Origin of the sequence: Limnohabitans sp. 103DPR2 (assembly GCF_001412575.1) — a bacterium.
Classification (GTDB): Bacteria; Pseudomonadota; Gammaproteobacteria; order Burkholderiales; family Burkholderiaceae_C; genus Limnohabitans_A.
Genome location: NZ_CP011834.1, coordinates 22,731 through 48,879, shown reverse-complemented (window position 1 = coordinate 48,879; position 26,149 = coordinate 22,731). Strand labels below are relative to the sequence as shown.

At 55.6% G+C, this 26,149-nt stretch carries 27 protein-coding genes; 24 read left to right on the top strand and 3 right to left on the bottom strand.

Going from position 1 to position 26,149, the window contains the following annotated elements:
• Positions 1 to 43: 43 nt before the first annotated feature.
• The 5 genes from glyQ to L103DPR2_RS00185 are packed head-to-tail and all read left to right on the top strand — an operon-like array spanning position 44 to position 5,287.
• The gene (gene glyQ, locus L103DPR2_RS00205) at positions 44 to 958 is read left to right on the top strand and encodes a glycine--tRNA ligase subunit alpha (protein ID WP_055359217.1); all 915 of its coding nucleotides are present in this window, start codon (positions 44 to 46) and stop codon (positions 956 to 958) included.
• Positions 959 to 972: 14 nt separating this feature from the next.
• Positions 973 to 3,102 (top strand): glycine--tRNA ligase subunit beta, encoded by a 2,130-nt coding sequence (gene glyS, locus L103DPR2_RS00200; protein WP_055359216.1) that lies wholly within the window; start codon positions 973 to 975, stop codon positions 3,100 to 3,102.
• A gap of 27 nt (positions 3,103 to 3,129) precedes the next feature.
• Positions 3,130 to 3,693 (top strand): D-glycero-beta-D-manno-heptose 1,7-bisphosphate 7-phosphatase, encoded by a 564-nt coding sequence (gmhB, locus tag L103DPR2_RS00195; RefSeq protein WP_055359215.1) that lies wholly within the window; start codon positions 3,130 to 3,132, stop codon positions 3,691 to 3,693.
• Complete coding sequence (locus L103DPR2_RS00190) at positions 3,690 to 4,457, top strand: lysophospholipid acyltransferase family protein (protein ID WP_055359214.1); 768 nt, start codon at positions 3,690 to 3,692, stop codon at positions 4,455 to 4,457. The genes gmhB and L103DPR2_RS00190 overlap by 4 nt, the downstream gene beginning before the upstream one ends.
• Positions 4,458 to 4,477: 20 nt before the next feature.
• Complete coding sequence (locus L103DPR2_RS00185) at positions 4,478 to 5,287, top strand: M48 family metallopeptidase (protein ID WP_082466660.1); 810 nt, start codon at positions 4,478 to 4,480, stop codon at positions 5,285 to 5,287.
• A gap of 16 nt (positions 5,288 to 5,303) precedes the next feature.
• Here L103DPR2_RS00185 and L103DPR2_RS00180 read toward each other — a convergent pair whose 3' ends face one another.
• Positions 5,304 to 6,419, bottom strand: coding sequence for an MBL fold metallo-hydrolase (locus L103DPR2_RS00180; RefSeq protein WP_055359212.1), 1,116 nt, complete (start codon positions 6,417 to 6,419; stop codon positions 5,304 to 5,306).
• A 132-nt stretch (positions 6,420 to 6,551) separates the two neighbouring features.
• Between L103DPR2_RS00180 and L103DPR2_RS00175 the strand changes: the two genes are divergently transcribed.
• The 9 genes from L103DPR2_RS00175 to L103DPR2_RS00135 are packed head-to-tail and all read left to right on the top strand — an operon-like array spanning position 6,552 to position 13,500.
• Positions 6,552 to 6,965, top strand: a complete 414-nt coding sequence (locus L103DPR2_RS00175) for a MerR family transcriptional regulator (RefSeq protein WP_055359211.1) — start codon at positions 6,552 to 6,554, stop codon at positions 6,963 to 6,965.
• Positions 6,962 to 7,405 carry a PaaI family thioesterase gene (locus L103DPR2_RS00170; protein WP_055359210.1) on the top strand — a complete coding sequence of 148 codons (444 nt, stop codon included), beginning with the start codon at positions 6,962 to 6,964 and terminating at the stop codon, positions 7,403 to 7,405. The genes L103DPR2_RS00175 and L103DPR2_RS00170 overlap by 4 nt, the downstream gene beginning before the upstream one ends.
• A gap of 20 nt (positions 7,406 to 7,425) precedes the next feature.
• The gene (locus L103DPR2_RS00165; protein WP_197274889.1) at positions 7,426 to 8,604 is read left to right on the top strand and encodes an isovaleryl-CoA dehydrogenase; all 1,179 of its coding nucleotides are present in this window, start codon (positions 7,426 to 7,428) and stop codon (positions 8,602 to 8,604) included.
• A gap of 12 nt (positions 8,605 to 8,616) precedes the next feature.
• Positions 8,617 to 9,273, top strand: a complete 657-nt coding sequence (gene can, locus L103DPR2_RS00160) for a carbonate dehydratase (protein WP_055359208.1) — start codon at positions 8,617 to 8,619, stop codon at positions 9,271 to 9,273.
• A gap of 38 nt (positions 9,274 to 9,311) precedes the next feature.
• Entirely contained in the window at positions 9,312 to 10,514 is a 1,203-nt protein-coding gene (locus tag L103DPR2_RS00155; RefSeq protein ID WP_055359207.1) for an acetyl-CoA C-acyltransferase, read from the top strand.
• A 26-nt stretch (positions 10,515 to 10,540) separates the two neighbouring features.
• Entirely contained in the window at positions 10,541 to 11,221 is a 681-nt protein-coding gene (locus tag L103DPR2_RS00150; protein ID WP_055359206.1) for an SDR family oxidoreductase, read from the top strand.
• Between the two features lie 23 nt (positions 11,222 to 11,244).
• Positions 11,245 to 12,375, top strand: coding sequence for an acyl-CoA dehydrogenase family protein (locus L103DPR2_RS00145; RefSeq protein WP_055359205.1), 1,131 nt, complete (start codon positions 11,245 to 11,247; stop codon positions 12,373 to 12,375).
• Positions 12,372 to 12,794 (top strand): YchJ family protein, encoded by a 423-nt coding sequence (locus L103DPR2_RS00140; protein ID WP_055359204.1) that lies wholly within the window; start codon positions 12,372 to 12,374, stop codon positions 12,792 to 12,794. Before L103DPR2_RS00145 ends, L103DPR2_RS00140 begins: the two co-directional genes overlap by 4 nt.
• 28 nt (positions 12,795 to 12,822) lie before the next feature.
• Positions 12,823 to 13,500, top strand: coding sequence for an HAD family hydrolase (locus L103DPR2_RS00135; RefSeq protein WP_055359203.1), 678 nt, complete (start codon positions 12,823 to 12,825; stop codon positions 13,498 to 13,500).
• On the opposite strand, the gene L103DPR2_RS00130 is transcribed toward L103DPR2_RS00135, so the two are convergent.
• Entirely contained in the window at positions 13,443 to 14,513 is a 1,071-nt protein-coding gene (locus L103DPR2_RS00130; RefSeq protein WP_055359202.1) for an AraC family transcriptional regulator, read from the bottom strand. The genes L103DPR2_RS00135 and L103DPR2_RS00130 overlap by 58 nt on opposite strands.
• 96 nt (positions 14,514 to 14,609) lie before the next feature.
• Between L103DPR2_RS00130 and L103DPR2_RS00125 the strand changes: the two genes are divergently transcribed.
• Genes L103DPR2_RS00125 through L103DPR2_RS00090 form a run of 8 tightly spaced genes read left to right on the top strand, consistent with a single transcriptional unit; the run spans position 14,610 to position 23,207 of the window.
• Positions 14,610 to 16,232 carry a carboxyl transferase domain-containing protein gene (locus tag L103DPR2_RS00125; RefSeq protein ID WP_055359201.1) on the top strand — a complete coding sequence of 541 codons (1,623 nt, stop codon included), beginning with the start codon at positions 14,610 to 14,612 and terminating at the stop codon, positions 16,230 to 16,232.
• Positions 16,233 to 16,265: 33 nt separating this feature from the next.
• Positions 16,266 to 17,411 carry an acyl-CoA dehydrogenase family protein gene (locus L103DPR2_RS00120; RefSeq protein ID WP_055359200.1) on the top strand — a complete coding sequence of 382 codons (1,146 nt, stop codon included), beginning with the start codon at positions 16,266 to 16,268 and terminating at the stop codon, positions 17,409 to 17,411.
• 38 nt (positions 17,412 to 17,449) lie between these two features.
• Positions 17,450 to 18,247 carry an enoyl-CoA hydratase/isomerase family protein gene (locus L103DPR2_RS00115; RefSeq protein ID WP_055359199.1) on the top strand — a complete coding sequence of 266 codons (798 nt, stop codon included), beginning with the start codon at positions 17,450 to 17,452 and terminating at the stop codon, positions 18,245 to 18,247.
• A gap of 56 nt (positions 18,248 to 18,303) precedes the next feature.
• Positions 18,304 to 20,373: an acetyl/propionyl/methylcrotonyl-CoA carboxylase subunit alpha gene (locus tag L103DPR2_RS00110; protein ID WP_055359198.1), complete on the top strand. Its 2,070-nt coding sequence runs from the start codon at positions 18,304 to 18,306 to the stop codon at positions 20,371 to 20,373.
• Positions 20,374 to 20,405: 32 nt separating this feature from the next.
• A complete protein-coding gene (locus L103DPR2_RS00105) occupies positions 20,406 to 21,341 on the top strand; it encodes a 2-hydroxyacid dehydrogenase (protein WP_055359197.1) in 936 nt (311 codons plus the stop codon).
• A 12-nt stretch (positions 21,342 to 21,353) separates the two neighbouring features.
• A complete protein-coding gene (locus tag L103DPR2_RS00100) occupies positions 21,354 to 22,262 on the top strand; it encodes a hydroxymethylglutaryl-CoA lyase (protein WP_055359196.1) in 909 nt (302 codons plus the stop codon).
• A 34-nt stretch (positions 22,263 to 22,296) separates the two neighbouring features.
• On the top strand, positions 22,297 to 22,539 hold the full coding sequence (locus L103DPR2_RS00095; RefSeq protein WP_082466659.1) for a DUF1289 domain-containing protein: 243 nt from the start codon (positions 22,297 to 22,299) through the stop codon (positions 22,537 to 22,539).
• The gene (locus tag L103DPR2_RS00090; RefSeq protein ID WP_055359195.1) at positions 22,536 to 23,207 is read left to right on the top strand and encodes a 2-hydroxychromene-2-carboxylate isomerase; all 672 of its coding nucleotides are present in this window, start codon (positions 22,536 to 22,538) and stop codon (positions 23,205 to 23,207) included. Before L103DPR2_RS00095 ends, L103DPR2_RS00090 begins: the two co-directional genes overlap by 4 nt.
• A gap of 4 nt (positions 23,208 to 23,211) precedes the next feature.
• On the opposite strand, the gene L103DPR2_RS00085 is transcribed toward L103DPR2_RS00090, so the two are convergent.
• The gene (locus L103DPR2_RS00085) at positions 23,212 to 23,484 is read right to left on the bottom strand and encodes a DUF4212 domain-containing protein (protein WP_055359194.1); all 273 of its coding nucleotides are present in this window, start codon (positions 23,482 to 23,484) and stop codon (positions 23,212 to 23,214) included.
• A 239-nt stretch (positions 23,485 to 23,723) separates the two neighbouring features.
• Between L103DPR2_RS00085 and L103DPR2_RS00080 the strand changes: the two genes are divergently transcribed.
• On the top strand, positions 23,724 to 25,484 hold the full coding sequence (locus L103DPR2_RS00080; RefSeq protein ID WP_055359193.1) for an MFS transporter: 1,761 nt from the start codon (positions 23,724 to 23,726) through the stop codon (positions 25,482 to 25,484).
• A gap of 274 nt (positions 25,485 to 25,758) precedes the next feature.
• A complete protein-coding gene (locus tag L103DPR2_RS00075) occupies positions 25,759 to 25,962 on the top strand; it encodes a hypothetical protein (protein ID WP_055359192.1) in 204 nt (67 codons plus the stop codon).
• The last annotated feature ends 187 nt before the right edge of the window (positions 25,963 to 26,149 follow it).

Below are 26,149 nucleotides of genomic sequence, written 5' to 3'. Positions count from 1 at the left end.
CAAGGGTTGCCACCGATGTACGGGGGCCTAAATTTTTTCAGCCATGTTGACCTTCCAACAAATCATTTTGAAACTGCAGTCCTACTGGGATGCTCAGGGGTGTGCATTGTTGCAACCCTATGACATGGAAGTCGGTGCTGGCACTTCACACACCGCCACGTTTTTGCGCGCCATTGGCCCCGAGCCATGGAAGGCCGCCTATGTGCAACCCAGCCGCCGTCCAAAGGATGGCCGATATGGCGAAAACCCAAACCGCTTGCAGCACTACTACCAATACCAAGTGGTCTTGAAGCCAGCACCTTCCAACATTTTGGATTTGTATTTGGGCTCGCTTGAAGCCTTGGGCTTCGACCTCAAAAAGAACGACATTCGTTTCGTGGAAGACGATTGGGAAAATCCAACACTGGGTGCTTGGGGCTTGGGTTGGGAAGTTTGGCTCAATGGCATGGAGGTGACGCAGTTCACGTACTTCCAACAAGTGGGCGGCATTGATTGCAAACCCATCACCGGCGAAATTACCTACGGTCTTGAGCGCTTGGCCATGTACCTGCAAGGTGTCGACAACGTTTACAACTTGAAGTGGACCGACACCCTCAGCTACGGCGATGTGTACCACCAAAACGAAGTGGAACAGTCCACCTACAACTTTGAGCACTCTGACGCTGAGTTCTTGTTCACCGCATTCTCTGCCTACGAAAAACAAGCGCAGCATTTGATTGGTGCGCAGTTGGCTTTGCCCGCTTATGAGCAAGTGCTCAAAGGTGCACACACGTTCAATTTGCTCGACGCACGCGGCGCCATCAGCGTCACGGAGCGTGCGGCCTACATCGGTCGCATTCGCAATTTGGCGCGTGCCGTGGCACAAAGTTATTTCGAAAGCCGTGAACGTTTGGGCTTCCCCATGGCGCCTCGCGAGTGGGTTGAACAGTTAAACGCGCTGAGCAAAAAAGCAGCCTGAAGGTAAGCATCCAAATGACACATCAAAACCTTCTCGTTGAATTGTTTGTTGAAGAGTTGCCACCCAAGGCACTCAAAAAATTGGGCGAATCATTTGCCAACGTGTTGTTCGAGCAACTGCGCGACGCTGGTTTAACGGCGGCCCAATCGGTGGTCACCGCTTATGCCTCGCCTCGCCGATTGGCTGCACATGTGACGCAAGTGGCCGCACAAGCTGCCGACAAAGCTATTCAGCAAAAACTGATGCCCGTTGCTGTGGGCCTCGATGCCAGCGGCAATGCCACACCCGCCTTGCTCAAAAAATTGCAAGCCCTTGGTGCTGACGTCAGCAATCCGGCTGCTGTGGTGGCTTCACTGAAGCGCGCCCCCGATGGCAAAGCGGAAGCTTTGTTTTACGACAGCGTGGCCAAAGGCGCAAGCTTGTTGCAGGGTTTGCAAAAAGCATTGGACGAAAGCTTGACCAAGTTGCCCATTCCCAAAGTCATGACCTATCAGTTGGAAACCGACTGCGAATTGCCCGGTTGGACCAGTGTCAACTTTGTGCGTCCTGCGCACGGCTTGGTCGCATTGCATGGCAAAGACGTGGTGCCCGTTAAAACCTTGGGTTTGAAGGCTGGTCAGCAAACGCATGGCCATCGCTTCGAAGCCAACTTGTCGCCTGTGGTCATTCAAGACGCCGACAGTTATGCCGCCACCTTGGCGCGCGACGGTGCCGTGATTGCCAGCTTTGCGGAGCGCCGTGCAGAAATCGTGAAGCAACTTCATGCCGCTGCTGCCAAAGTAGGCGGTGGTGCCAAAGCTATTGAAGACGAAGCTTTGTTGGATGAAGTCACGGCCTTGGTGGAGCGTCCCAACGTGCTCACCTGCGAATTTGAAACACAGTTTTTGGAAGTGCCTCAGGAGTGTTTGATCCTGACCATGAAGGCCAACCAAAAATACTTCCCGCTGCTCACCGCAGAGGGCAAGCTCACCAACAAGTTCTTGGTGGTCAGCAACATTTCGCCAACCGATGCCAGCGCTGTGATTGGCGGCAACGAGCGCGTGGTGCGTCCCCGCTTGGCCGATGCCAAATTCTTCTTCGATCAAGATCGCAAGAAAACATTGGCATCCCGCGTCGAGGGTTTGAACAAGGTGGTGTACCACAACAAACTGGGCACACAAGGCGAGCGCATGGCGCGCGTGCGCGGCATTGCCAAAGATTTGGGACAAGCCCTGGGCGGTGATGCATTGGCGCAAGCTGCCGACACTGCAGCCCAGTTGGCCAAAACCGATTTGCTGACCGACATGGTGGGCGAGTTCCCCGAGTTGCAAGGCATCATGGGCGGCTACTATGCGCGCCACGATGGCTTGTCGACCGAGATTGCCGATGCCATTGAAGACCATTACCGTCCCCGCTTTGCTGGAGACGAGTTGCCCCGCAACAACGTGGGCTTGGTGGTGGCCTTGGCCGACAAACTCGAAACCTTGGTGGGCATGTTTGGCATTGGCAACTTGCCAAGTGGCGACAAAGATCCGTTTGCCCTGCGCCGTCACGCCTTGGGCGTCATTCGCATGTTGATGGAAAAAGATTTGGCGCTCGATTGGCGTCAGCTCTTGGCTTTGTCGGTGCCTGTGTTCGGCGACAAGATCACCGATCCTTCCGAAGCCCTCACCCCCTTCTTGTTTGACCGTTTGGCTGGCGCATTGCGCGAGCAAGGTTACAGCGTTCAAGAAGTGGACGCGGTGTTGGCTTTGCATCCTGCACGCTTGGGCCAGGTGCCCAAGTTGTTGGCAGCAGTGCGCGCCTTTGCGGCTTTGCCCGAAAGCCCCGCCTTGGCTGCTGCCAACAAGCGCATTGGCAACATCTTGAAGAAGGCCGATGAGGTCGATCCGCATGTCAATCCTGCACTGCTGAAAGAATCAGCCGAGCAAGCTTTGCACGAAGTGATGCAACGTTTGCTGCCCGAGTCTGAGGCTTTGTACAAAGCAGGTGACTACACCGGTTCATTGCAAACACTGGCCGCATTGCGTTCTCCCGTGGATGCGTTCTTTGACGACGTCATGGTCAACGCCGAAGAAATGGATGTGCGTTTAAACCGCCAAGGTTTGCTCAAGTGCTTGCATGTGGCCATGAACCGCGTGGCCGATTTGTCGCGCTTGGCATAAGCCGTTACGCATCAACCTCAGCCGCCCATGAAACTAGTCATTCTCGATCGCGATGGCACCCTCAATCACGACAGTGATGAGTACATCAAGTCGCCCGAAGAATGGCAGGCTTTGCCAGGCGCCCTCGAAGCGGTGGGTCGCTTGAATCACGCGGGCTACCACGTGGTGCTGGCCACCAACCAGTCGGGCTTGGGGCGTGGCTTGTTGGATGTGGCATCCCTCAATGCCATTCACAAACGCATGCTGAAACAATTGGCGGCTGTGGGTGGTCGCATTGATGCCATTTTTTATTGCCCGCACACACCCGAAGATGCCTGCACGTGCCGAAAGCCTTTGCCGGGTTTGATTGAACAAGTGGCCGATCGCTTTGGCATCGACGTGAAAGATGTGCCCTTTGTGGGCGACAGTTTGCGCGACATGCAAGCGGCCTCGGCCGCAGGCTGTGCACCTCATTTGGTGCTGACCGGCAAGTCGCTGGCTTTACGTGGTGCAAGCTTGCCCCCTGCATTTCCTGCGGGCACGCAAATGCACACAGACCTCCATACATTTGTCGATGCACTCTTGAAGAAAACGCCGGAACACACCTTATGAACTTCATTCGCTCATTGATTCACATGGTGTGGATGACGGTCACTGTCATCCCATGGGCGCTGGTGGTGGTGGCGGCTTCAATGTTCATGAGCAGCAGCCGTTTGTACTGGTGGTGTGCCGCATGGCTGCGCAACGCCATCCACAGTGGCACTTACATCTTGGGCATTCAAAACCGCATCACCGGCATGGAAAACTTGCCGCTGGGTGAAAAAGATCCGGTCATTCTGTTGGTCAAGCACCAGTCCACGTGGGAAACCTTTTTGATGCCCGCCATCATGCCGCACCCCTTGGCCTATGTGTTCAAAAAAGAATTGTTGAGCGTGCCCTTCTTTGGCTGGGCCATGGGCCGCATGGACATGATTCACATCGACCGCAGCCAACGTGCCCAGGCTTTTCAGAAAGTGGTCACGCAAGGCAAACGTTTGATGGAACAAGGCGTCTGGGTCATCATGTTCCCTGAAGGCACGCGCATTCCACGTGGCCAAAAAGGGGTATACAAAACAGGTGGCACTCGCTTGGCCATTGAAGCCGGTGTGCCTGTGGTGCCCATCGCGGTGACGTCTGCCAAATGCTGGCCCACCAAGGCCTTCATCAAAAAACCAGGCATTGTCGATATCTCCATTGGCAAACCCATTTCAAGTGTGGGTCGCCAACCTGAAGAGTTGATGCAAGAAGTGGAAAACTGGATTGAGTCAGAAATGCGACGCCTAGACCCAGAGGCCTATCCGGCTACCGATTCCGAGTCAGCTGCACCTGACGTCTGAAGCTTGGACACAGAACACCGATGCGCAATCCGCTGCAACTTGTTCTTGATTTCTTAAGTCCAGCACCCGCGGCAGAGGTGCCGCCAACAAGACAAAGTTCGGGGCCAACCCTGACGCATCCCCGAGCCAATCGCGAAACGGTTTTGGAGGGTATGCGGGTCAGCTATTTGTTTCAACGCGTTCGCAGAAGGTCGATTGGCTTTGTGGTGGGCCCCGATGGCTTGGAGGTGAGGGCACCTAAGTGGGTCACCTTGAAAGAAGTGGAGTTGGGTTTGCAAGAGCGCGGCGAATGGGTGCTGCGCAAATGGGCTGAAGTGCAAGAGCGCCAAAAAAACATTCGACAAATTGAATGGGCGGATGGTGCCAGTCTGGAGTACTTGGGCAGCGCCATTCATTTGCGGCTGAGCCCTGAAGTGGGTCGCAGCGAACTGCATGACGGCAGTGAGCTCAGGCTGGCATTGCCCTTGAATGCGGAGGCGTCACAAATTCGTGATGCGGTGCAAGCGTGGCTGATGCGTGAAGCACGTGAATTGTTTGAAATGCGCTTGAATTTCTTTGCACCCCAAATGGGGGTGCAATGGCGCAAGCTCAGTTTGTCGAACGCGGGTTCACGCTGGGGCAGTGCCCGCATCGATGGCGCCATTCGCCTCAATTGGCGACTGATTCATTTAAAGCCAGAAGCCATCGATTATGTGGTGGTGCATGAGCTGGCGCACCTGCGCGAGATGAACCACAGCCCCGCGTTTTGGAAAGTGGTGGCCGAGATCTTGCCCGACCATGTGGAGCGCCGCAAAGCCTTGCAAAAAGAGAACTTGGCCAACTGGGCGTAGGCGCAAGCTGGCGCGCTTAGCGCAGCGTTTTAAACCGCCACACACCTTGCGCATCTTTGACGCGCGACATTTTTCCGTCAAACCACAGCGCGTGCAAATGCGCCACAGACTCGCCAATGGCAAACGTGGTCTGGTGAAAGTCCAAGGGCCGTTTGAAAATCACTTTGAGCATGTCGTGTGCGCTGCCTGCTTGCACGCTACAAGCTTCTAAGACTTCGTCCAAGCGATCTTCATGGTGCTTCAACAATTGCGCTGTGCGCGTGTGCAAGCCCACAAAGGGTCGACCATGGGACGGCAACACCAAGGTGTCTGCTGGCAGCGGGTCAAAATGATGCAGCGATTGCATGAACAAGGACAGGGCATTGGCCTCGGGCTCTTGGGCATAAACGCTGACATTGGTGGAGATTTTGGGCAGCACCATGTCGCCGCTGATCAAGACATTGGCGGCTGCGCAGTGCAGTGCCATGTGTTCGGGTGAATGGCCCCAGCCACTGATGCAGCGCCAGGTGCGACCGCCAATTTGCAACTCGCGCCCGTGCATCAAGCGGTGATAAGCCTCCGGCACGGCGGGCACCATCTTGGCGTAATACGACACGCGGTCTTTGATTTGCTGCTGATCGGCGGGGTCGTTCCAGCCATGGTCAGCAAAAAATCGTTGGGTGCTCAGTCCGCCAAAGTTGGATGCACCTGTGGATGCCAACAGCGCGGCTTGGTACTCGGTGGCACTCATCCATAAAGGCGCATTGAATTCTGCGCACAGCCAGTGTGCCAGGCCCATGTGATCGGGGTGCATGTGCGTGACCACCACGCGCAAAATGGGCAAACCCTTCATCGGGCCGGCCATCACTTGGCGCCAAGCTTCTTGCGTCCCGGGGTTGGTGACGCCGCAATCCACCACGGTCCAGCCGTGTCGAAGGCCTGTGGGTGTTTCTTCGGCATCGGCCAACAGCCACAAATTGATGTGATCCAAGGCAAAGGGCAAAGCCATGCGGATCCACCAAACGCCTTCTGCCACTTCCAAAGCTTGACCCAATTCGGGGAGGGTGGTGCCCAAAGGAAAGTGCAAGGCTTTTTCGCCTGCCAGCAGATCGGCGGGCGGCACTTGCGGGGGTGAGGCGGTGGTTTGGGTCATGGCAAATCTGAGTTGGGGAAAATTCCCGTCGATAGATTGACGTTTACGTTAACGTCAATTACAGTGGAGGCATTGTAAGACGCACCTGTCGACCCCGTCTGTCGCCTGTGCGCAAGCAGGAAAGCAAGCACCATGGCAACACAATTTTCAATCAGCGACTTGGCCAAGGAATTTGACCTGACCACACGCGCCATTCGCTTTTACGAAGACATGGGCCTCCTAGAGCCCGAGCGCTCGGGCCCTGGCGGCCGCAACCGGGTTTATTCGTCTCGCGATCGCACCCGCCTCAAACTCACCTTGCGCGCCAAACGTCTGGGCTTGTCACTCACCGAGGCCAAAGAGCTGATTGACATGTACGACAGCCCCCGCGACACAGGTCCTCAACTGAAAAAGTTTTTGGTGGTGTTGGCCGAGCATCGCCAACAATTGGAATCGCAACTGGCCGACTTGCATGCCACGCTGGAAGAGGTGAAGACGCATGAAAAAGATGCACGCACTTTGCTGGCCAAGGCCGATAAGTTGGCGCAGAAAAAGGGCGCTGCATGAGCACGCATGATTTGACCAGCCCGATGGCGCAGCGCGTTGCGGCCAGCATGGCGCGGCAAGGCCTGATGGTGCATTTGGATGCGAAGCTGGTGCGTGTTGAAAAAGGCGAAGTGGAAATTGCGCTGCCTTATGCCGACAAAGTGACGCAGCAACAAGGTGGTTTCCACGGCGGTGCCATGGGCGCACTGGCCGACATTGCGGGTGGCTACGCTGGCCTCACGGTTCTACCTGAGGGCATGGAAGTCGTCACGGCCGAATACAAAATCAATTTTTTAAGCGCTCACCAAGAAGGTGAATTGCGCGCAATTGGCAAGGTGGTCAAAGGCGGTAAAAGAATCGTCGTGACCACTGCTGACGTTTTCCATATTGATGCACAAGGCAAGAAATCCTTGTGCGCCGTGATGCAACAAACCTTGGTGCCTGTTGCACAAACCTACTGAATGAATTGGGAGAGATGAACATGAACATGCCAGGCTTGAATTTTCAATTGGGTGAAGACATTGATGCGCTGCGCGATGCCGTGCGCGATTTTGCGCAAGCCGAAATTGCACCGCGTGCAGCTGAAATCGATCGCACCGATCAGTTCCCCATGGACCTGTGGCGCAAAATGGGTGAGGTGGGTGTCTTGGGCATTACCGTGCCCGAAGCCTATGGTGGTGCCAACATGGGTTACTTGGCGCACATGATTGCCATGGAAGAAATTTCTCGCGCATCGGCCAGCGTGGGCTTGTCGTATGGTGCACACAGCAATTTGTGTGTGAACCAAATCAAGCGCAACGGCACCGAAGCCCAAAAACAAAAGTACCTGCCCAAGCTGATCAGCGGCGAGCACGTGGGTGCTTTGGCCATGAGCGAGCCAGGCGCTGGCTCCGATGTCATCAGCATGAAGCTCAAAGCTGAAGACAAAGGCGGCTACTACGTGCTCAACGGCAACAAGATGTGGATCACCAACGGGCCTGACGCCGACACCTTGGTGGTCTATGCCAAAACCGAGCCCGAGATGGGCGCGCGCGGCGTCACCGCATTCTTGATCGAGAAAAACATGAAGGGCTTCTCCATTGCGCAGAAGCTCGACAAGTTGGGCATGCGCGGAAGCCACACAGGCGAGTTGGTCTTCCAAAACGTGGAAGTGCCAGCTGACAACATTTTGGGCGGCCTCAACATGGGTGCCAAAGTGTTGATGAGTGGTTTGGATTACGAGCGCGCTGTGTTGGCCGCCGGTCCTTTGGGCATCATGCAATCGGTGATGGACAACGTGATCCCCTACATCCACGATCGCAAGCAGTTTGGCCAAAGCATTGGTGAGTTTCAACTCATTCAAGGCAAAGTGGCCGACATGTACACCGTGTTGCAAGCCGGTCGTGCGTTTTGCTACACCGTGGGCAAAAATCTCGACATGCTGGGTACCGACCACGTGCGTCAAGTGCGCAAAGACTGCGCCAGTGTCATTTTGTGGTGCGCTGAAAAAGCCACCTGGATGGCCGGTGAAGGCGTGCAAATTTTTGGTGGCAATGGCTACATCAACGAATACCCCTTGGGCCGCCTGTGGCGCGATGCCAAGTTGTACGAAATTGGTGCCGGCACCAGCGAAATTCGCCGCATGCTGATTGGGCGTGAACTGTTTGCGGAAACTTGCTGAGAAAATGCAGGCATGACTTCAAAACACCTTTCTCACCTCTTTGACAACAACCGAGTTTGGGCCGAGCGCATGGAGCGCGAGCAGCCTGGCTTCTTCAACCATTTGGCGCAGCAGCAGTCACCCAAATATTTGTGGATCGGTTGTTCCGACAGCCGTGTGCCTGCCAATCAAATTACCGGCCTCGAGCCCGGTGAGGTGTTTGTGCACCGCAACGTGGCCAATGTGGTGGTGCATTCCGATTTGAATGCCTTGTCGGTCATTCAATATGCGGTGGACGCGCTCAAGGTAGAGCACATCATCGTCGTGGGTCACTATGGATGTGGTGGTGTTTTGGCTGCCACCCGAGGCACGCGCATTGGTCTGGCCGACAACTGGCTGCGCCATGTGCAAGACGTGCGCTTGCGTCATCGCCAACGCTTGAACCATTTGCCACAACAGCAACTTGAAGACGCCATGTGCGAGATGAACGTCATTGAGCAAGTGGGCAACGTGGCTTTGTCCAATGTCATGCAAGACGCTTGGGGCCGCGGCCAAAAGATTGCCGTCCACGGTTGGGTCTATGGCTTGAACGATGGCCTGGTCAAGGACATGGACGTCACCATGACAGGCTCACACGAGGTGGTCGATGTGTTTCGGCGCGCCTTCAAACGCTACCCACGCGGTGCGTAAACCATTTTTATCTTTTCATTCGATCTGGAGAATTTCAAATGACCCCATCACATGACCCCGTCGTCATCGTCAGCGCAGCACGCACGCCCATGGGCAGCTTTCAGGGTGACTTTGCGTCCTTGGCGGCACACGACTTGGGCGGCGCTGCCATCAAAGCGGCCGTAGAACGTGCCGCTGCAGGTTCAAAGTTCAGTGCCGATTTGGTGACTGAAGTGTTGTTTGGCAATTGCCTGATGGCAGGCCAAGGCCAAGCACCTGCGCGTCAAGCAGGCTTCAAAGGCGGTCTGCCCAAGAGTGCAGGCGCCGTCACCATGTCCAAGATGTGTGGCTCTGGCATGCGCGCCGCCATGTTTGCGCACGACATGTTGGTAGCAGGTACGCACGATGTGTTGGTGGCTGGCGGCATGGAAAGCATGACCAACGCACCCTACTTGATGCTCAAGGGCCGCGGTGGTTATCGCATGGGCCACGACAAAATTTACGACCACATGATGCTCGATGGTTTGGAAGACGCGTACGAAGCCGGCCGCTCCATGGGCACCTTTGGTGAAGACTGCGCTGCCAAGTACAACTTCTCGCGCGCAGAGCAAGACGCCTTTGCCATTGCCAGCGTAGAGCGTGCCAAGGCCGCTACAGCCTCCGGTGCATTCCAAGCAGAAATCACGCCTGTCACCTTCAAAACACGTGCCGGTGAAACCACCGTGTCTGTGGACGAAGGTCCCGGCAAAGTGAAGCTAGACAAAGTGACCAGCTTGAAACCTGCGTTCAAAAAAGACGGCACCATCACCGCCGCTTCTAGCTCTTCCATCAACGATGGCGCTGCAGCACTGGTCATGATGCGTCAAAGCACCGCAGACAAATTGGGATGCAAACCTTTGGCACGCATTGTGAGCCACGCCACACACGCGCAAGAACCTGAATGGTTTGCCACAGCCCCAGTGGGTGCCACGCAAAAAGCCTTGGCCAAAGCCGGTTGGACTGTTGGCGATGTGGACTTGTGGGAAGTGAACGAAGCCTTTGCTGTGGTGCCCATGGCCCTCATGAAAGAGCTCAATGTGCCACACGAGAAGGTGAACGTGAACGGTGGTGCGTGCGCCTTGGGTCACCCGATTGGCGCATCCGGTGCGCGCATCATGGTGACGCTCATTCACGCACTCAAAGCACGTGGCCTGAAAAAAGGTTTGGCCACACTGTGCATCGGTGGCGGTGAAGGCACTGCGGTCGCGTTGGAATTGGTTTAAGCGAAAGTTCAGCAAGGAGCCCAGCGATGAAAACTGTTTTGATCTTGGGCGCCTCGCGCGGCATTGGCTTTGAATTTGCGCGTCAATATGCCGCCGATGGCTGGCGCGTGTTGGCCACAGCGCGCGATGAAGAAGGCTGTGCCAAGCTGCAGGCTGTGGGCGCAGAAACTTTCAAACTCGATGTGGCCAAGCCTGCCAGTGTGAGCGGGCTGTCTTGGCGCTTGGATGGCGAAAAAATTGATGTGGCTTTGTATGTGGCGGGTGTGATGGAACGCGCCTCGCCGCAAACACCGCCCACACAACAAGTGTTCGATGACCTCATGCACGCCAATGTGTTGGGCGCCATGCAGGCCTTGCCGCAAGTAGCGCCTTGGGTGGCTGACGCTGATGGCACCTTTGCCTTTGTCAGCAGCCGCATGGCCAGCCTTGCGTTGACCGACAGCGGCCGGGCTGCTTTGTACAAGGTGAGCAAAGCCGCCCTCAACATGGTGGTGCGCACGGCACCTTCTGATTTTCCCAATGTCACTTGGTTGGCGCTCAGTCCGGGTTGGGTGCAAACCGACATGGGCGGTGACGCTGCGCCTCTTACCGTGCAAGACAGTGTGACGCAAATGCGTGCCACGCTTGAAGCGGCCAGCGGCGCCAAGCAACGCGCTGCTGTTCAAGGTCAGTTTTTAAATTACGACGGAACCACCTTGCCTTGGTAGGCAAACACACCTGAAAGAACCCCATGCTGTTGACCCCCGATCAAGAAATGATTCGCGACGCTGTGCGCGCATTTGCCAAAGAACAACTGTGGCCCAACGCCGCCACCTGGGACAAGACCCACGAGTTCCCCAAAGAAGCGCACAAAGGCTTGGCGGCCTTAGGTGCTTATGGCATTTGTGTGCCCGAGTCCTTGGGCGGTGCCAATTTGGATTACCTCACGCTGGCCTTGGTGCTGGAAGAAATTGCCGCCGGAGATGGTGGCGTCAGCACCACCATCAGCGTCACCAACTGCCCCGTCAACGCCATCCTCATGCGCTACGGCAACGATGCGCAACAACAAAAGTGGCTGACGCGTTTGGCGCAAGGTGAATTGCTGGGTGCGTTTTGCTTAACCGAACCGCATGTGGGCTCGGATGCTTCTGCCTTGCGAACCACAGCCACGCGCAAAGGCGATGCCTATGTGATCAATGGCGTGAAGCAGTTCATCACCAGCGGCAAGCATGGTGATGTGGCCATCGTCATTGCCGTGACTGACAAAGGGGCAGGCAAAAAAGGCATGAGTGCGTTCATTGTGCCCACAGCCACGCCGGGTTACCAGGTGGCGCGCTTGGAAGACAAGTTGGGTCAGCATTCCAGTGACACCGCGCAAATCAATTTTGAAAACTGCGAAGTGCCTGCCGAGAATTTGATTGGCCAAGAAGGCGAAGGCTACAAGATTGCCTTGTCTGCTTTAGAGGGCGGCCGCATTGGCATTGCAGCACAAAGTATTGGCATGGCGCGAAGTGCGCTAGAGGTGGCCATTGAGTACGCTAAGCAGCGCGAAAGTTTTGGAACGGCCATCTTCAATCACCAAGCCGTGGGTTTCCGTTTGGCCGATTGCGCCACGCAACTGGAAGCTGCACGTCAACTGATGTGGCACGCTGCGTCATTGCGCGATGCAGGCCTGCCGTGTTTGAAAGAAGCGGCCATGGCCAAGTTGTTTGCCAGCGAAGCGGCCGAAAAAATCTGCAGTGCGGCCATTCAAACTTTAGGGGGCTATGGCGTGGTCAGCGACTTTCCAGTTGAAAGAATTTACCGCGACGTGCGTGTGTGCCAAATTTACGAAGGCACCAGCGACGTTCAAAAAATCATCATTCAAAGGGCCTTGGCTTGACCTTGCCTGCACCCAAAGTGTGCCCCTGCGGCGGCGCACCCACCGCCTTGAAGCGCAAGGGCTCAGAGGTGGCCTATGCAGATTGCTGCGGCCGTTTCATTGAGCAAGGCGAGTTGCCGCCCGATGCGCTGCACTTGATGCGCTCACGCTATACCGCCTTTGTGTTGGAAAACGCGGTCTACCTCCAGCACACATGGCAGGCGGCACACCGACCCGAAAGCGTGGACTTTGATGAGGGTGCCAAATGGCTCGGTCTGGAGATCAAAGACTTTGTCGACACAGGCATCCAAGACGGACAAGCCACCGCTGAAGTCGAGTTTGTGGCGCGCGTGCGCGTGACTGGCAAAGCGCATCGCCTGCATGAACGCAGCCGTTTTGTGTGCGAACAAGGGCAGTGGCTTTACCTCGAAGCCATTTGAACTGCGTTGAAGCGGTTAACATCGGCGCATGAATTTTCAAGCCGTACTCTTTGATTGCGATGGCGTGCTGGTCGACAGCGAGCCCATCACCAACGCCGTGTTGCGTGACATGCTGGAAGAGCGAGGCTGGGTGATGTCGCCCGAAGAATGTTTTCGTTACTTTGTTGGCAAAGCCGTTAAAGATCACAAGGCAGAAATTGAAGCCCGAACAGGTTTGCCGCTGACCGAGGAATGGCTGCACGCTTTCAGGCTGCGCCGCAACGATGCGCTTCAAGCCGGTCTGCAAGTGATGCCGGGTGCGCACGATGCGGTGTCGGCTGCCTACGAATTGACGCAAGGCGCCATTGCCTGCGCTTCAGGCGCAGACCGCTTCAAAGTTGAAATGCAATTGACGCATGTTGACTTGATGCCGCATTTTGAAGGCCGTATTTTCAGCGGCCATGAAATGGCGCGAACCAAGCCAGCGCCCGATGTTTACTTGGCAGCAGCGGCCCATTTGGAATGCGATCCGAAACATTGCTTGGTGATTGAAGACAGCACCGCAGGCATTGAAGCCGGTGTGGCGGCAGGCGCTACCGTGTGGGCGCTCTGTGCCGATGAGGCGCTGGCGCCCGTTCTGTTGGAAGCGGGCGCCACCCAGCTGTTCCCTCACATGGGCACTTTGCCAGACCTGTGGCGCGCATCCCGAAAAGCAGCAGGTGTTTGACCGGTCCACCGCTTGAACGCGCGGATAAAGCTTTTTTCATTTTGAAAGCCGGCGCTCTCGGCCACCTGCTTCACAGGCTTGCGAGTTCTTTGTAGCAATTCAATGGCGCGTTCGCGTCGCACTTCATCTTTCAAGACTTGCAGGCTGGTGCCTTCTTCCTTCAGCTGACGGTGCAGGCTGCGCGGCGACAAATTCAACAGCGGCGCCAAGTCTTCTGCGCTGTGCGTGTCTTGTGGGTGCATGGCCAAAGCTTGTTTGACTTGCGTTAGCAGCAGGCGGTCTTTGCGGTATTGCAAGACCGTCAGCGTTAGCGCGGTTTCCAACATGCGCTGCAAGGCGGCTTCATCCCGGCGAAGCGGCAGTTCCAAGTAGCTGGCGTTCATCACCAACTCGGACACCGCGTGGTCACTCGCAGAGGCTTCAGTGTGGCCAAACTGTACGGGCCCTTGAAACATCAAGGGGTACACCGCTTGGTGTGCTGGCGCTTCGAATGCAAACTGCACTTGCTCGAGGGTGATGCGAGAGTCAATCAGCCAGCAGGCCACGCCATACAAATTGCGAAGAATGGACAGCACGCCAAATTCGCGTTGCGCACCCAAATCCTTGAGCTCTCTTAAGCGAATGTGCGCTTTGCCATCCAATTCTTCTACCGAGAGTTTAATGTCGTCGGTCACCAGGCCGTGATGCCGGCACCAACGCTTGAGCGCCACGCCCAACGTGGGTGAGGTGAGGGAGGCGCGCACCAGCATGCCGTAAGTGCCCCATGGCAATTGGCGGCTAAGGCAGCCCAAGACCTCGTCATCGAGCTCGTGCATGGCGAAGCTGGAGATGCGTTCCATTTGCAGGGCGGTGATGTGGGCGTTAGATTTTTTGGCCTGAGATGGCGTAATTTGTGCAAACTCAAGGGCCTTGGAGGGGCTTTTGTTTTGAGCGGCATAGGCGCGCAAAATAGCCTGCACAAAGGCCATGGGCGTGGCTGCTACTGGGGGTCTTTTGGCGGGGCTGGGACGCATGACCTATTCTGCGTCATTTTTGGCGCAATTTGCAACCTCTGAGTTTCCCGCTTGGCGTGGGTGCGGTCTATCCTTGCGCATCAGGAGATTTCAAACATGTCGGTGCTTCAAACTCAGCTCAACACCCGCTCAGCGGATTTCTTGGCCAACGCAGCAGCCTTGCAGGCCGCCGTAGACGACCTTCGCGTACAACTCAAAAAGTCCGCGGCCGGCGGTGGCGAGAAAGCCCGCGCCAAGCACGTGGCCCGTGGCAAGCTGCCCCCGCGTGAACGCGTGCAAATGTTGCTAGACCCTGGCACACCCTTCTTAGAGATTGCCCCCTTGGCCGCACACGCCATGTACCTCAGCAAAGACGGCACCGAAGACGCCCCTTGCGCCGGCATGATTGCAGGCATTGGCCGCGTCAATGGTGTGGATTGCATGATTGTCTGCAACGACGCCACTGTGAAGGGCGGCACCTACTATCCCATGACGGTCAAGAAGCATTTGCGTGCCCAAGAAGTGGCCCAGCAAAACAACTTGCCCTGCATTTACTTGGTCGACTCGGGCGGTGCCAACTTGCCCAACCAAGACGATGTTTTCCCCGATCGCGAACACTTTGGCCGAATCTTCTACAACCAAGCCAACATGAGCGCCTTGGGCATTCCGCAAATTGCGGTGGTCATGGGCAGTTGTACGGCAGGCGGTGCGTATGTGCCCGCCATGAGCGACGAAACCATCATTGTTAAAAATCAAGGCACCATCTTTTTGGGGGGCCCACCCTTGGTCAAAGCAGCTACGGGCGAAGTGGTCAGTGCCGAAGATTTGGGCGGCGGCGATGTGCACACGCGCCTCTCAGGCGTGGCCGATCACTTGGCGCAAAACGACGCGCATGCTTTGGCCTTGGCGCGCCAAGCCGTGGGGTCGCTCAACCGAAAGAAAAACATCGACGTGCAACTGCGCGAACCCGTGGCACCCTTGTACGACAGCAAAGAAATCTACGGCGTCATTCCTGCCGACAGCCGCAAGCCTTTTGATGTGCGTGAAATCATTGCACGCATTGTGGACGGCAGCGAGTTTGCCGAATTCAAAGCGCGCTTTGGACCCACCTTGGTGTGCGGCTTTGCGCACATCGAAGGCATGCCCGTGGGCATCATTGCCAACAACGGCATTTTGTTTTCAGAGTCAGCACTCAAAGGCGCGCACTTCATTGAGCTTTGCTGCCAACGCAAAGTGCCTTTGGTGTTTTTGCAAAACATCACCGGCTTCATGGTGGGCCGCAAATACGAAAGCGAAGGCATTGCGCGCAATGGCGCCAAGATGGTCACCGCCGTGGCCACCGCCAAGGTGCCCAAGTTCACCATCATCATTGGCGGCAGCTTTGGCGCGGGCAACTACGGCATGTGTGGCCGCGCTTTTGGTCCCCGCTTCTTGTGGATGTGGCCCAACGCCCGCATTTGCGTGATGGGCGGCGAGCAAGCCGCCGGCGTGTTGGCCACCGTGAAGCGCGATGGCATTGAAGCGCGTGGCGGTGCTTGGAGTGCCGAAGAAGAAGCGGCATTCAAGCAACCCATCTTGGACCAATTCGGTCATCAGTCGCACCCTTATTACGCCAGCGCGCGTTTGTGGGACGACGGCGTGATTGATCCGGCCGACACACGCCGTGTGCTGGCACTCGGTTTGTCGGCATCCTTGAACGCCCCTATTGAAGACACGAAGTTCGGCATTTTCCGCATGTGATGTTTTGAAAACACAGTATCAAGAAAGCACAGCATGACCTACACCTTTGACAACATTTACACCACGCCCGAGCACACCTTGCTGCGCGATCAAGTGGCCAAGTTCATTGCGCGCGAAGTCGAGCCTTTTGCGCAAGCATGGGAGGACGACGGCAAGGTGCCGCGTGAAGTGCTGCGCAAGATGGGTGATGCAGGCTTGCTCGGCTTGATGTACGACCCCGAGCTGGGCGGCGGCGGTGCCGACGCCATGGCCAACTTGGTGTTTGCCGAAGCCTTGTCGCAGTCTACGTTTGCGGGCTTCATCATTACCGTGTTGGTGCACACCGACATGGCCAGTCCCCACTTGCACCACGCAGGCACTGCGGCGCAAAAAGCCAAGTACATGCCGCGCATTACGTCGGGCGAGTGCATCACGGCAGTGGGTGTGTCCGAACCCGGCGCAGGCTCTGACGTAGCAGGCATTCGCACCACGGCCAAACGCGATGGCGATCACTGGGTGCTGAACGGCACCAAGATGTTCATCACCAACGGTGTTCATGCCGATTTGTATTTCATCGCCGCCAAAACGGGCGACGCGCGACATGCCATGTCGATGTTCATCGTAGAAAAAGGGACGCCGGGTTTCAGTGTGGGTCGCGCGTTGAATAAAACAGGTTGGTTGTCGTCTGATACCGCGGAGCTGGTGCTCGACAACGTGCGTATTCCAGACCATCACTTGTTGGGCGAAGAGAACAAAGGTTTTTATTCGGTCATGAAAAATTTCCAGACCGAGCGCATTGCCTTGGGCGCCATGGCCATTGGTCATTGCACCCGTGCGTTGGAACTCACCTTGGACTATGTGCGCCAACGCCCTGCGTTTGGTGGCACCTTGTGGGACAAGCAAGTGATTCGTCAACGCTTGGCCATGTTGGATGCCAAAACCCGCGCCGCTAGACAGTTCATGTACCACTGCGCGTGGAGCGTCACACAAGACAAAGACATTGTGCAAGAAGTGTCCATGCTCAAAGCACTCACCGGCGAACTGGTGAACGAAGTGGTGCAAACCTGCCAACAGTTCCATGGTGGCATGGGCTACATCCGCGAAACGGCCATCGAACGTTTGTGGCGCGATTCGCGCATTTTGGGCATTGGTGGCGGCGCCACTGAAGTGATGCTCGACGAAGTGGCCAAGCGCTACTGAACACGTCTAAACGCCAAAGAACAACAGAAAGTGAGCCGATGAGCACTGCTGAAAAAACACTGGACATCCGACGCCCTTCCAAGTGGGTGGCCGAGGTGTGGCTGAACCGACCCGATGTGCGCAATGCTTTCAACGATAACGTCATTGCAGAACTCACGGAAGCATTTCAAACCTTGTCCAAAGACAATGATTTGCGCGCCATTGTGCTGGGTGCGCATGGCAAAGCCTTTTGCGCAGGTGCTGACCTCAATTGGATGCGCGCCATGTCGGGTTACAGCTGGGAAGAAAACCGAGCCGACGCCCAAAAGTTGGCCGACATGCTGTGGACCTTGGACCAATGCCCGGTGCCCATCGTGGGCCGCTTGCAAGGCGATTGCTACGCAGGTGGCATGGGCTTGGCCTCGGTGTGCGATGTGCTGATTGCCGCCGACAACGTCACTTTCTGTTTGTCGGAAGCGCGCTTGGGTCTGTTGCCAGGCACCATCAGTCCGTATGTGGTGCGTGCCATGGGCGCGCAAGCAGCCAAGCGCTACATGGTGACGGCCGAAAGATTTTCTGCCACACAAGCACACGCCATGGGCATGGTGCACGAGCTTTGCACGCCCGAATCATTGGACGCCAAAGTGGCCGAGATCGTCAACACCTTGTGCGGCAATGGCCCGCAGGCATTGCGCGCCTGCAAGCGCTTGGTGCAAGACGTGACCGATCGCGTGATTGACGAAACACTGCGCGCAGAAACAGCCAGACGCATTGCCGACATCCGAGCCAGCGATGAGGGCAAAGAGGGTTTGGCGTCGTTCTTGCAAAAACGTCCTGCAAGTTGGACGCAGACCTAAAGTGCCAAGGCACTGCACACATTTTAAGAATTCAAAGATCAGACAGCAGGCTTACCATGTTCAAAAAAATCCTCATTGCCAATCGCGGCGAAATTGCATGCCGTGTGGCAGCCACAGCCCAACGCATGGGCATTCAAACCGTGGCGGTGTATTCAGATGCAGACGCCAATGCCAAACACGTGGCGGCATGTGACGAAGCCATTCATGTGGGCGGCGCCGCACCCAAAAACAGCTACTTGCGTTGGGAGGCCATCATTGAAGCCGCCAAGGCCACGGGCGCCCAAGCCATTCACCCCGGCTACGGTTTCTTGAGCGAGAACGAAGCCTTTGCGGAAGCCTGCGCCAAAGCGGGATTGGTCTTCATTGGCCCCCCTGCATCCGCCATCCAAGCCATGGGCCTGAAAGCCGAGTCCAAACAACTGATGGAAAAAGCCGGTGTGCCTTTGGTGCCCGGTTATCACGGTGCCGATCAAAACCCCGAGTTACTCAAGCGCGAAGCCGATCGCATTGGCTACCCTGTCTTGATCAAAGCCAGTGCAGGCGGTGGTGGCAAAGGCATGCGCGCTGTTGAAAAATCAGAAGACTTTGCCGAGGCTTTGGCCTCATGCCAACGCGAAGCGCAAAACAGTTTTGGCGATCAAGCGGTGTTGATTGAAAAGTATGTACAGCGCCCACGTCACATCGAAATTCAAGTGTTTGGCGACACGCAAGGCAACTGTGTTTACCTGATGGAGCGCGATTGTTCTGTGCAGCGTCGCCACCAAAAAGTGCTGGAAGAAGCGCCTGCACCTGGCATGAGCGAAGCACTGCGCAAGCAGATGGGCGAAGCGGCTGTGGCTGCGGCACGCGCTGTGAACTATGTGGGCGCAGGTACCGTTGAATTCATCGTGGAACAACGCGACAACCCGAGCACGGGCCAAGTCGACATGAACTTCTTCTTCATGGAGATGAACACCCGCTTGCAAGTGGAGCATCCTGTGACCGAAGCCGTGACAGGTTTGGATTTGGTGGAGTGGCAGTTGCGCGTGGCCAGTGGCGAGCCCTTGCCATTGAAGCAAGATCAAATCAAACTGATCGGTCATGCCATTGAGGCACGCATTTGCGCTGAAAACCCCGACAACAATTTCTTGCCTGCCACCGGTCATTTGCAGGTTTACAAAAAACCAGCACACACCGCCTTTGAACGCGGCACCGTGCGTTTCGACGATGGCGTGCGTCAAGGCGACACCATCAGTCCGTATTACGACTCGATGGTGGCCAAGCTCATTGTGCATGGCGACACGCGCGAGCAAGCTTTGGCTTTGCTCGATCAAGCATTGGCGCAAACCCAAGTGGTGGGCTTGTCAAGCAATGTGCAATTTCTGCGTCATGTGGTGCACAGCCCATCGTTTGCAGAAGCGCGTTTGGACACTGCGCTCATTCCCCGCGAAGCGGACGTGTTGTTCAACCAAGAACGCGTGGGCATGAACGTGGCTGCCGCCGCTGTGGTGGCGCACACCTTGCATCAAGAACAGTCAAAGCAAGGCCATGATCCGTTCAGCAAAAGCGATGCGTGGCAAAGTCATGCCGAAACCAGCCGTCGCTTCCCCTTGGAATTTGCAGGCGAAACCCACACAGCTTGGTTGCTGTATGGCCACGATGGCCAGATGCAATTGACTTGGGGTGATGCGGCAGGCCCTGGTGCCAAAGGTGCGCACGATGAATTTTCTTTCACGGCCGTTCAGTCTGCGGGTCATCACGCGTCCAATGCATTGAACGTCACGTGGCAAGGCCAGCGCGTCACCAGTGAAGTGGTGTTGCAAGCGGGCAAGCCCGGGCAGCCTGCCGAGTTGGCGCATGTGTTCACGGCGCATGGCGCCACCCGCATTCGCCTCATCAACCCCTTGGCCCATGCCGAAGGCGCGCAAGATGAAAAGGGTGGCTTAACCGCGCCCATGCCAGGTAAGGTGGTTTCCTTTGCGGTGAAGGCGGGCGAAAAAGTGAAGGCCGGTCAAACATTGGCGGTGATGGAGGCCATGAAAATGGAGCACACCATTGCGGCGCCCAAGGACGGTGAAGTGACGGAGCTGCTCTACGCCCCAGGCGATCAAATTGCCGAGGGAGCAGAGTTGCTCAAGCTTGCGTAAACTCAAGCTTTCCAATCACTCTTGCGTTTGCCATGAAAATTGTTTTTTGCTGCACCAACACCAAAGCAGAGCCGTGGCTAGAAGGTTTTCGTCAGGCCTTGCCGGGCGTTGACATTTGGGAGTGGCAAGCGGCTCAGCCGGGTGAAGCCCCCAAGTTGGCCGACCATGCCGTGGTGTGGTCACCCCCGCAAAGTTTCTTGGATGAACAAACGCAGTTGCAAAACTTGTTCAACATTGGCGCCGGTGTCGATGCCTTGTTGAAACTCAAGATGCCTGCCAGCCTCAACATCGTGCGCTTGAACGACGCGGGCATGTCAGTGCAAATGGCGGAGTACGTGTGCCATGCTGTCATTCGCTACTTCCGCGAGTTTGACCATTACGACAAAGATGCGCAGGCGCAGCGTTGGTCCTATCGCAAGCCAACATTGCGTGCCGATTTTTCGGTGGGCATTTTGGGCGCGGGCGTGTTGGGCAGTCATGTAGCCAAAACTTTGCAGACCTTTGAGTTTCCAGTGAATGTCTGGAGCCGATCGCCCAAACACATTGAAGGCGTCAAAAGCTTTTCCGGTGCTGCGCAGTTGCCTGAATTTTTAAAAGCCACGCGTGTCTTGGTTAACTTGTTGCCCCTCACCCCCGAGACTGAAAACATCTTGAACAGTGAGCACTTGATGCAATTGCAACAAGGCGCGTACCTCATCAATGTGGCGCGTGGTCGCCATTTGGTCGAGCAAGATTTGTTGGATGCATTGGCCAATGGCCACATGGCTGGTGCCACCTTGGATGTGTTTCGCGAAGAGCCCTTGCCGCAAGCTCACGCTTTCTGGACGCATCCTCAAATCACGGTCACCCCTCACACCTCAGCGCGTACGCTGCGCGAAGAAAGCATTGCGCAAATCGCTGGCAAGATCAAAGCGGTGTATGCAGGTCAAGCCATTGAAGGCCGCGTCGACAAAGTACGTGGCTATTAACAGAGAAGATCTATGACACTTCCTTCACGCGTTAAATTGGTCGATGTTGGCCCCCGCGATGGCTTGCAAAACGAAAAGCAAGCAGTGCCAGCGACCGTCAAAATTGAATTGGTTCATCGCTTGCAAGCAGCGGGGCTGAAAGAAATTGAAGTTACCAGCTTCGTCAGTCCCAAGTGGGTGCCCCAAATGGCCGACAACGCCGAAGTGATGGCCGGCATTCAACGGCAAGCAGGTGTGCGCTATTCAGTGCTCACCCCCAACATGCAGGGCTATCAAGCCGCGGTCCACAGCAAGCCCGATGAGATCGTGGTGTTTGCGGCCGCCAGCGAAGCCTTCAGCCAAAAGAACATCAACTGCAGCATTGAAGAAAGCATCCAACGTTTTGCGCCAGTGGTGGAAGCTGCGCGCGCAGCTGGCATCTATGTGCGCGGCGCCATGTCCTGCGTGGTGGGTTGTCCCTACGAAGGCGAGGTGGCACCGTTGCAGGTGGGCCGTTTGGCGCAGTTGATGAAAAGCATTGGCGTGCAACATGTGGGTGTGGCCGATACCATTGGTGTGGGCACGCCGCTCAAAGTGAAAGCGGCCATGGAGGCCACACTCCAGCATTACGATGTAAACGATGTGTCGGGCCATTTTCATGACACGTATGGCCAGGCCCTGTCCAACACCTTGGCCAGTTTAGAGTTGGGTGTCTGGCAGTTTGATACCTCGGTGGCTGGCTTGGGCGGTTGTCCTTATGCCAAAGGCGCTACTGGCAATGTGGCCACCGAAGATGTGGTCTACATGCTGCACGGCATGGGCATCGACACGGGCATTGACCTCGACAAGTTGGTCGATGCTGGAGCTTTCATCAGTGATTTCTTGCAGCGCAAGTCGGGCTCGCGTGTGGCCACGGCCATCTTGAACAAACGATTAGGCTAAGCAGGGTTTTTCGCAAGCCCTTATCCTTAGCACCATGAGCCAGTTGACCCGATTGCAAACCCGCGCAGACCAAGTCTTGAATTCAGACGCGGTGCACGTGCCTTCGCCTTGCGTGTCGATCTGTGTCGTTCATCCCACGACGGGCATGTGCGAAGGATGCTTGCGCACCCTCGATGAAATTGCTGCATGGGGCCAAATGCCCAGCGCTCAGCAGCGCGGCGTCTGGCAACACATTCAAGTGCGCTGTGCCGACAAATTGCGAGGTATGGCGTCGTGAAAGAAATTCATTTCTATTTTGATTTCATTTCGCCCTATGCCTGGCTGGCCTTTCAGGCTTTACCCAAAACACTCGAAGGCATCAGCCACCGCGTGCACTATCACCCTGTGTTGTTTGGCGCCTTGCTGAAGCACCACGGTCAATTGGGTCCAGCAGAAATGCCAGGCAAGCGTGATTGGACCTATCGCCAAGTGATGTGGTTGGCAAAGCAACAAGGCACTGTTTTGAAAATGCCTGCGTCACACCCGTTCAATCCTTTGGCACTTCTGCGTTTGGCGGTGGCCACTTCCTCAAACGGCCAGCCCAATCGTTATGTCGTTGAAAGTATTTTCAAACATGTGTGGTGTGAAGGTTTGGAAGCCACAGATGCAGAACGATTGGCCACATTGCAAACGCATTTGCTGTCGCAGGCCTCGCTGCAAGGTGTGGCCAAAGATCCGCAATCTGACGATGTGAAGCGCATGTTGCAGCAGCAAACTGAGAGCGCCATTGCACTCGGCTTGTTTGGTGTGCCCAGCATGGTGGTCGATGGGCAAGTGTTCTGGGGGCAAGATGCATTGCCCATGTTGCGCGCTTACCTCGAGGGCGACTCGTGGTTTCAAAGTTCAGAGTGGCGTGATGTGTCGCAGCTGCCGGTAGGCATTCGCCGTGCGCCAGAGAAGAAATAAGTCTTCAGTCGCTTTGCTTTGAGGCAGCGGGCGTGGCCACTTGCCGTTCCCAGTGATTGACCAGCAGCGCATACACCCAGGTGATTGCCAAGAACACCAACACCGAACCCTGTGCAGCCATCCAAAATCCCACTGGCCGATCGAACATCACAAAGTTTAAATCGCGTGCAAAAAATGCCACGCAAAACGTGACGCTGGCCCACAGGCACAACAAGCACCAACGCAGTCGCGCGACACGTTTTGCAAATGCTTCTGCAGTCAAATGGCTTGTTTCCATGTGGCAATCTTCGCATGCGCTTGTCGTAGCTAGCCAAGCAAGTTCTGCTTTTGCTTCGTCAATAGGACCTAGTAGTTACCCTTTGATTTCGATCCAATCCCATGATGTGAAATAAAAACAAAGGGTTTCACCCCAAACTGTCAGCCACCGTTGGTTTGGTGTCAGAGGATGGTCAGAGCTTCCCCCAAGAATCGCGCCCAAGCCTTCGTGTCGAAGGCTATTTTTTGGAGGCAGCTACTATGGCTACAACAGATCCACGTCCGATGTCAGACGAAGAAAAGAAGGTCATCTTCGCTTCGTCACTCGGCACCGTTTTCGAGTGGTACGACTTTTACTTGTACGGCTCACTCGCAGCAATCATTGCGAAACAGTTCTTCAGCGGCTTGGATGAAGGCTCTGCTTTCATTTTCGCGTTGTTGGCTTTCGCAGCTGGTTTCATTGTCCGTCCTTTCGGCGCCATCTTCTTTGGCCGCTTGGGCGACATGATCGGTCGCAAGTACACCTTCTTGGTGACCATCTTGATCATGGGCTTGTCCACGTTCATCGTGGGTATCTTGCCTAACTACGCCAGCATTGGCGTGGCCGCTCCCGTCATCCTGATCTGCTTGCGCTTGTTGCAAGGTTTGGCTTTGGGTGGTGAGTACGGTGGTGCTGCCACTTACGTGGCCGAGCACGCACCGATGGGCAAGCGTGGTGCGTACACCTCATGGATTCAGACCACGGCCACATTGGGCTTGTTCTTGTCTTTGATGGTGATTTTGGGCGTGCGTTCTTACACCGGTGAAGAAGCCTTTGCCGATTGGGGCTGGCGCATTCCGTTCATTGTCTCGATTCTGTTGTTGGCCGTGTCGGTTTACATCCGTTTGAGCATGAACGAGTCACCTGCTTTCGCCAAAATGAAAGCAGAAGGCAAAACTTCTAAAGCACCTCTGACCGAATCTTTCGGTGAGTGGAAAAACTTGAAGATCGTGATCTTGGCATTGGTGGGCCTCACAGCCGGTCAAGCCGTGGTTTGGTACTCTGGCCAGTTCTACGCTTTGTTCTTCTTGACACAAGCGTTGAAAGTGGACGGCGCCACAGCCAACATCATGGTGGCGATCTCTCTGATCATCGGCACACCTTTCTTCTTGGTGTTCGGTAGCTTGTCTGACAAGATTGGCCGCAAGCCCATCATCTTGGCCGGTTGCTTGTTGGCCGCCGTGACTTACTTCCCCGTTTTCAAAGCTTTGACCGCTGCAGCCAACCCCGACTTGGCCGCTGCACAAGCTAAATCACAAGTGGTGGTGACTGCTGATCCAGCAGAGTGCTCATTCCAGTTCAACCCCACAGGTACGAAGAAGTTCACATCTTCTTGCGACATTGCCAAGCAACGTTTGGCTGGCGCTTCAGTGAGCTACGCCAACGAAGTGGCACCTGCCGGTACACCCGCCATCATCAAGGTGGGCGAGACTGTGGTGAAAGTGAAGTACACACCTGAAGACATCGCTGAAGCCAAGGCCAAAGCCGAAGCCAAGGTGGCTGAACTCACAGCGGCACAACCTCAAGATGCCAAAGCTTTGGAAGCTGCCAACAAGTCTGTCAAAGATTTGAGCAACGAGAAAACAGCCGGCTCTACGCTGTTGGCTTCTAACTTGGGCGCTGCTTTGAAGGCTGCGGGTTACCCACCTAAGGCAGACATGGCCAAGTTTGACAAAGTCAAAGTGATCATGATCCTGACTTACTTGGTGATTTTGGTGACCATGGTGTACGGTCCTATCGCTGCCATGTTGGTAGAGATGTTCCCAACACGCATTCGTTACACCTCCATGTCTTTGCCTTACCACATCGGTAACGGTTGGTTCGGTGGTTTGCTGCCTACAACTGCTTTCGCGATCGTGGCGCAAACCGGTGACATGTACAACGGTCTCTGGTACCCCATCGTGATCGCTGCCGCTACGGTTGTGATTGGTGGCTTGTTCATCAAGGAAACCAAAGACGTAGACATCTTCGCCAACGACTAATTTGTAAGCTTTCCGAGACCTTCTCGGTGCTACATTCAAGCCCTCCCTCCGTGGAGGGCTTTTTAATTGGGGCGGCTTTTTAAATGGGGTCAGATCAACATTAATTTTTAATCGAAGTGGGGGAAGTCCCAAGGGGGCTTCCTCATCTGGGGTACCAGAAATCGTTCAGCCCCCTTGGGACTTCCCCCACTTCAATTGACAAAATTAATGTTGATCTGACCCCATTTAAAAATGTGCGCTCACCCTGAACAACGATATTGATTGGAGAAAACTTATGTGGAAAATTGCTGTTGGCTTTGCCATCTTCGCTGGCCTCGCATTGTTTGTCATTTCTAAAGGTGGCGACAGCGTCGACATGACTGGTGAAAAGCACGGTTCTGAAGCTGTGCACGCACCTGCACCCGCAGCGGCTGCCCCAGCAGAAGCGCCCGCAGCGCCTGCTCCAGCACCAGCTGCGCCTGCACCTGCCAGCAAGTAATTGCGCAGGGGCCTTGGCCCATCAATCAAATGGGGTCAGATCAACATTAATTTAATGTTGATCTGACCCCATTTGTTTGACACCATTTGTTTTGACCGAGATAGCCTCACTCGGACCCATTTAATTGTGATCTGACCCCAATTAAATGAATGATGCAAGCCTAGAATGTTGGGCCTCCACCTACAAA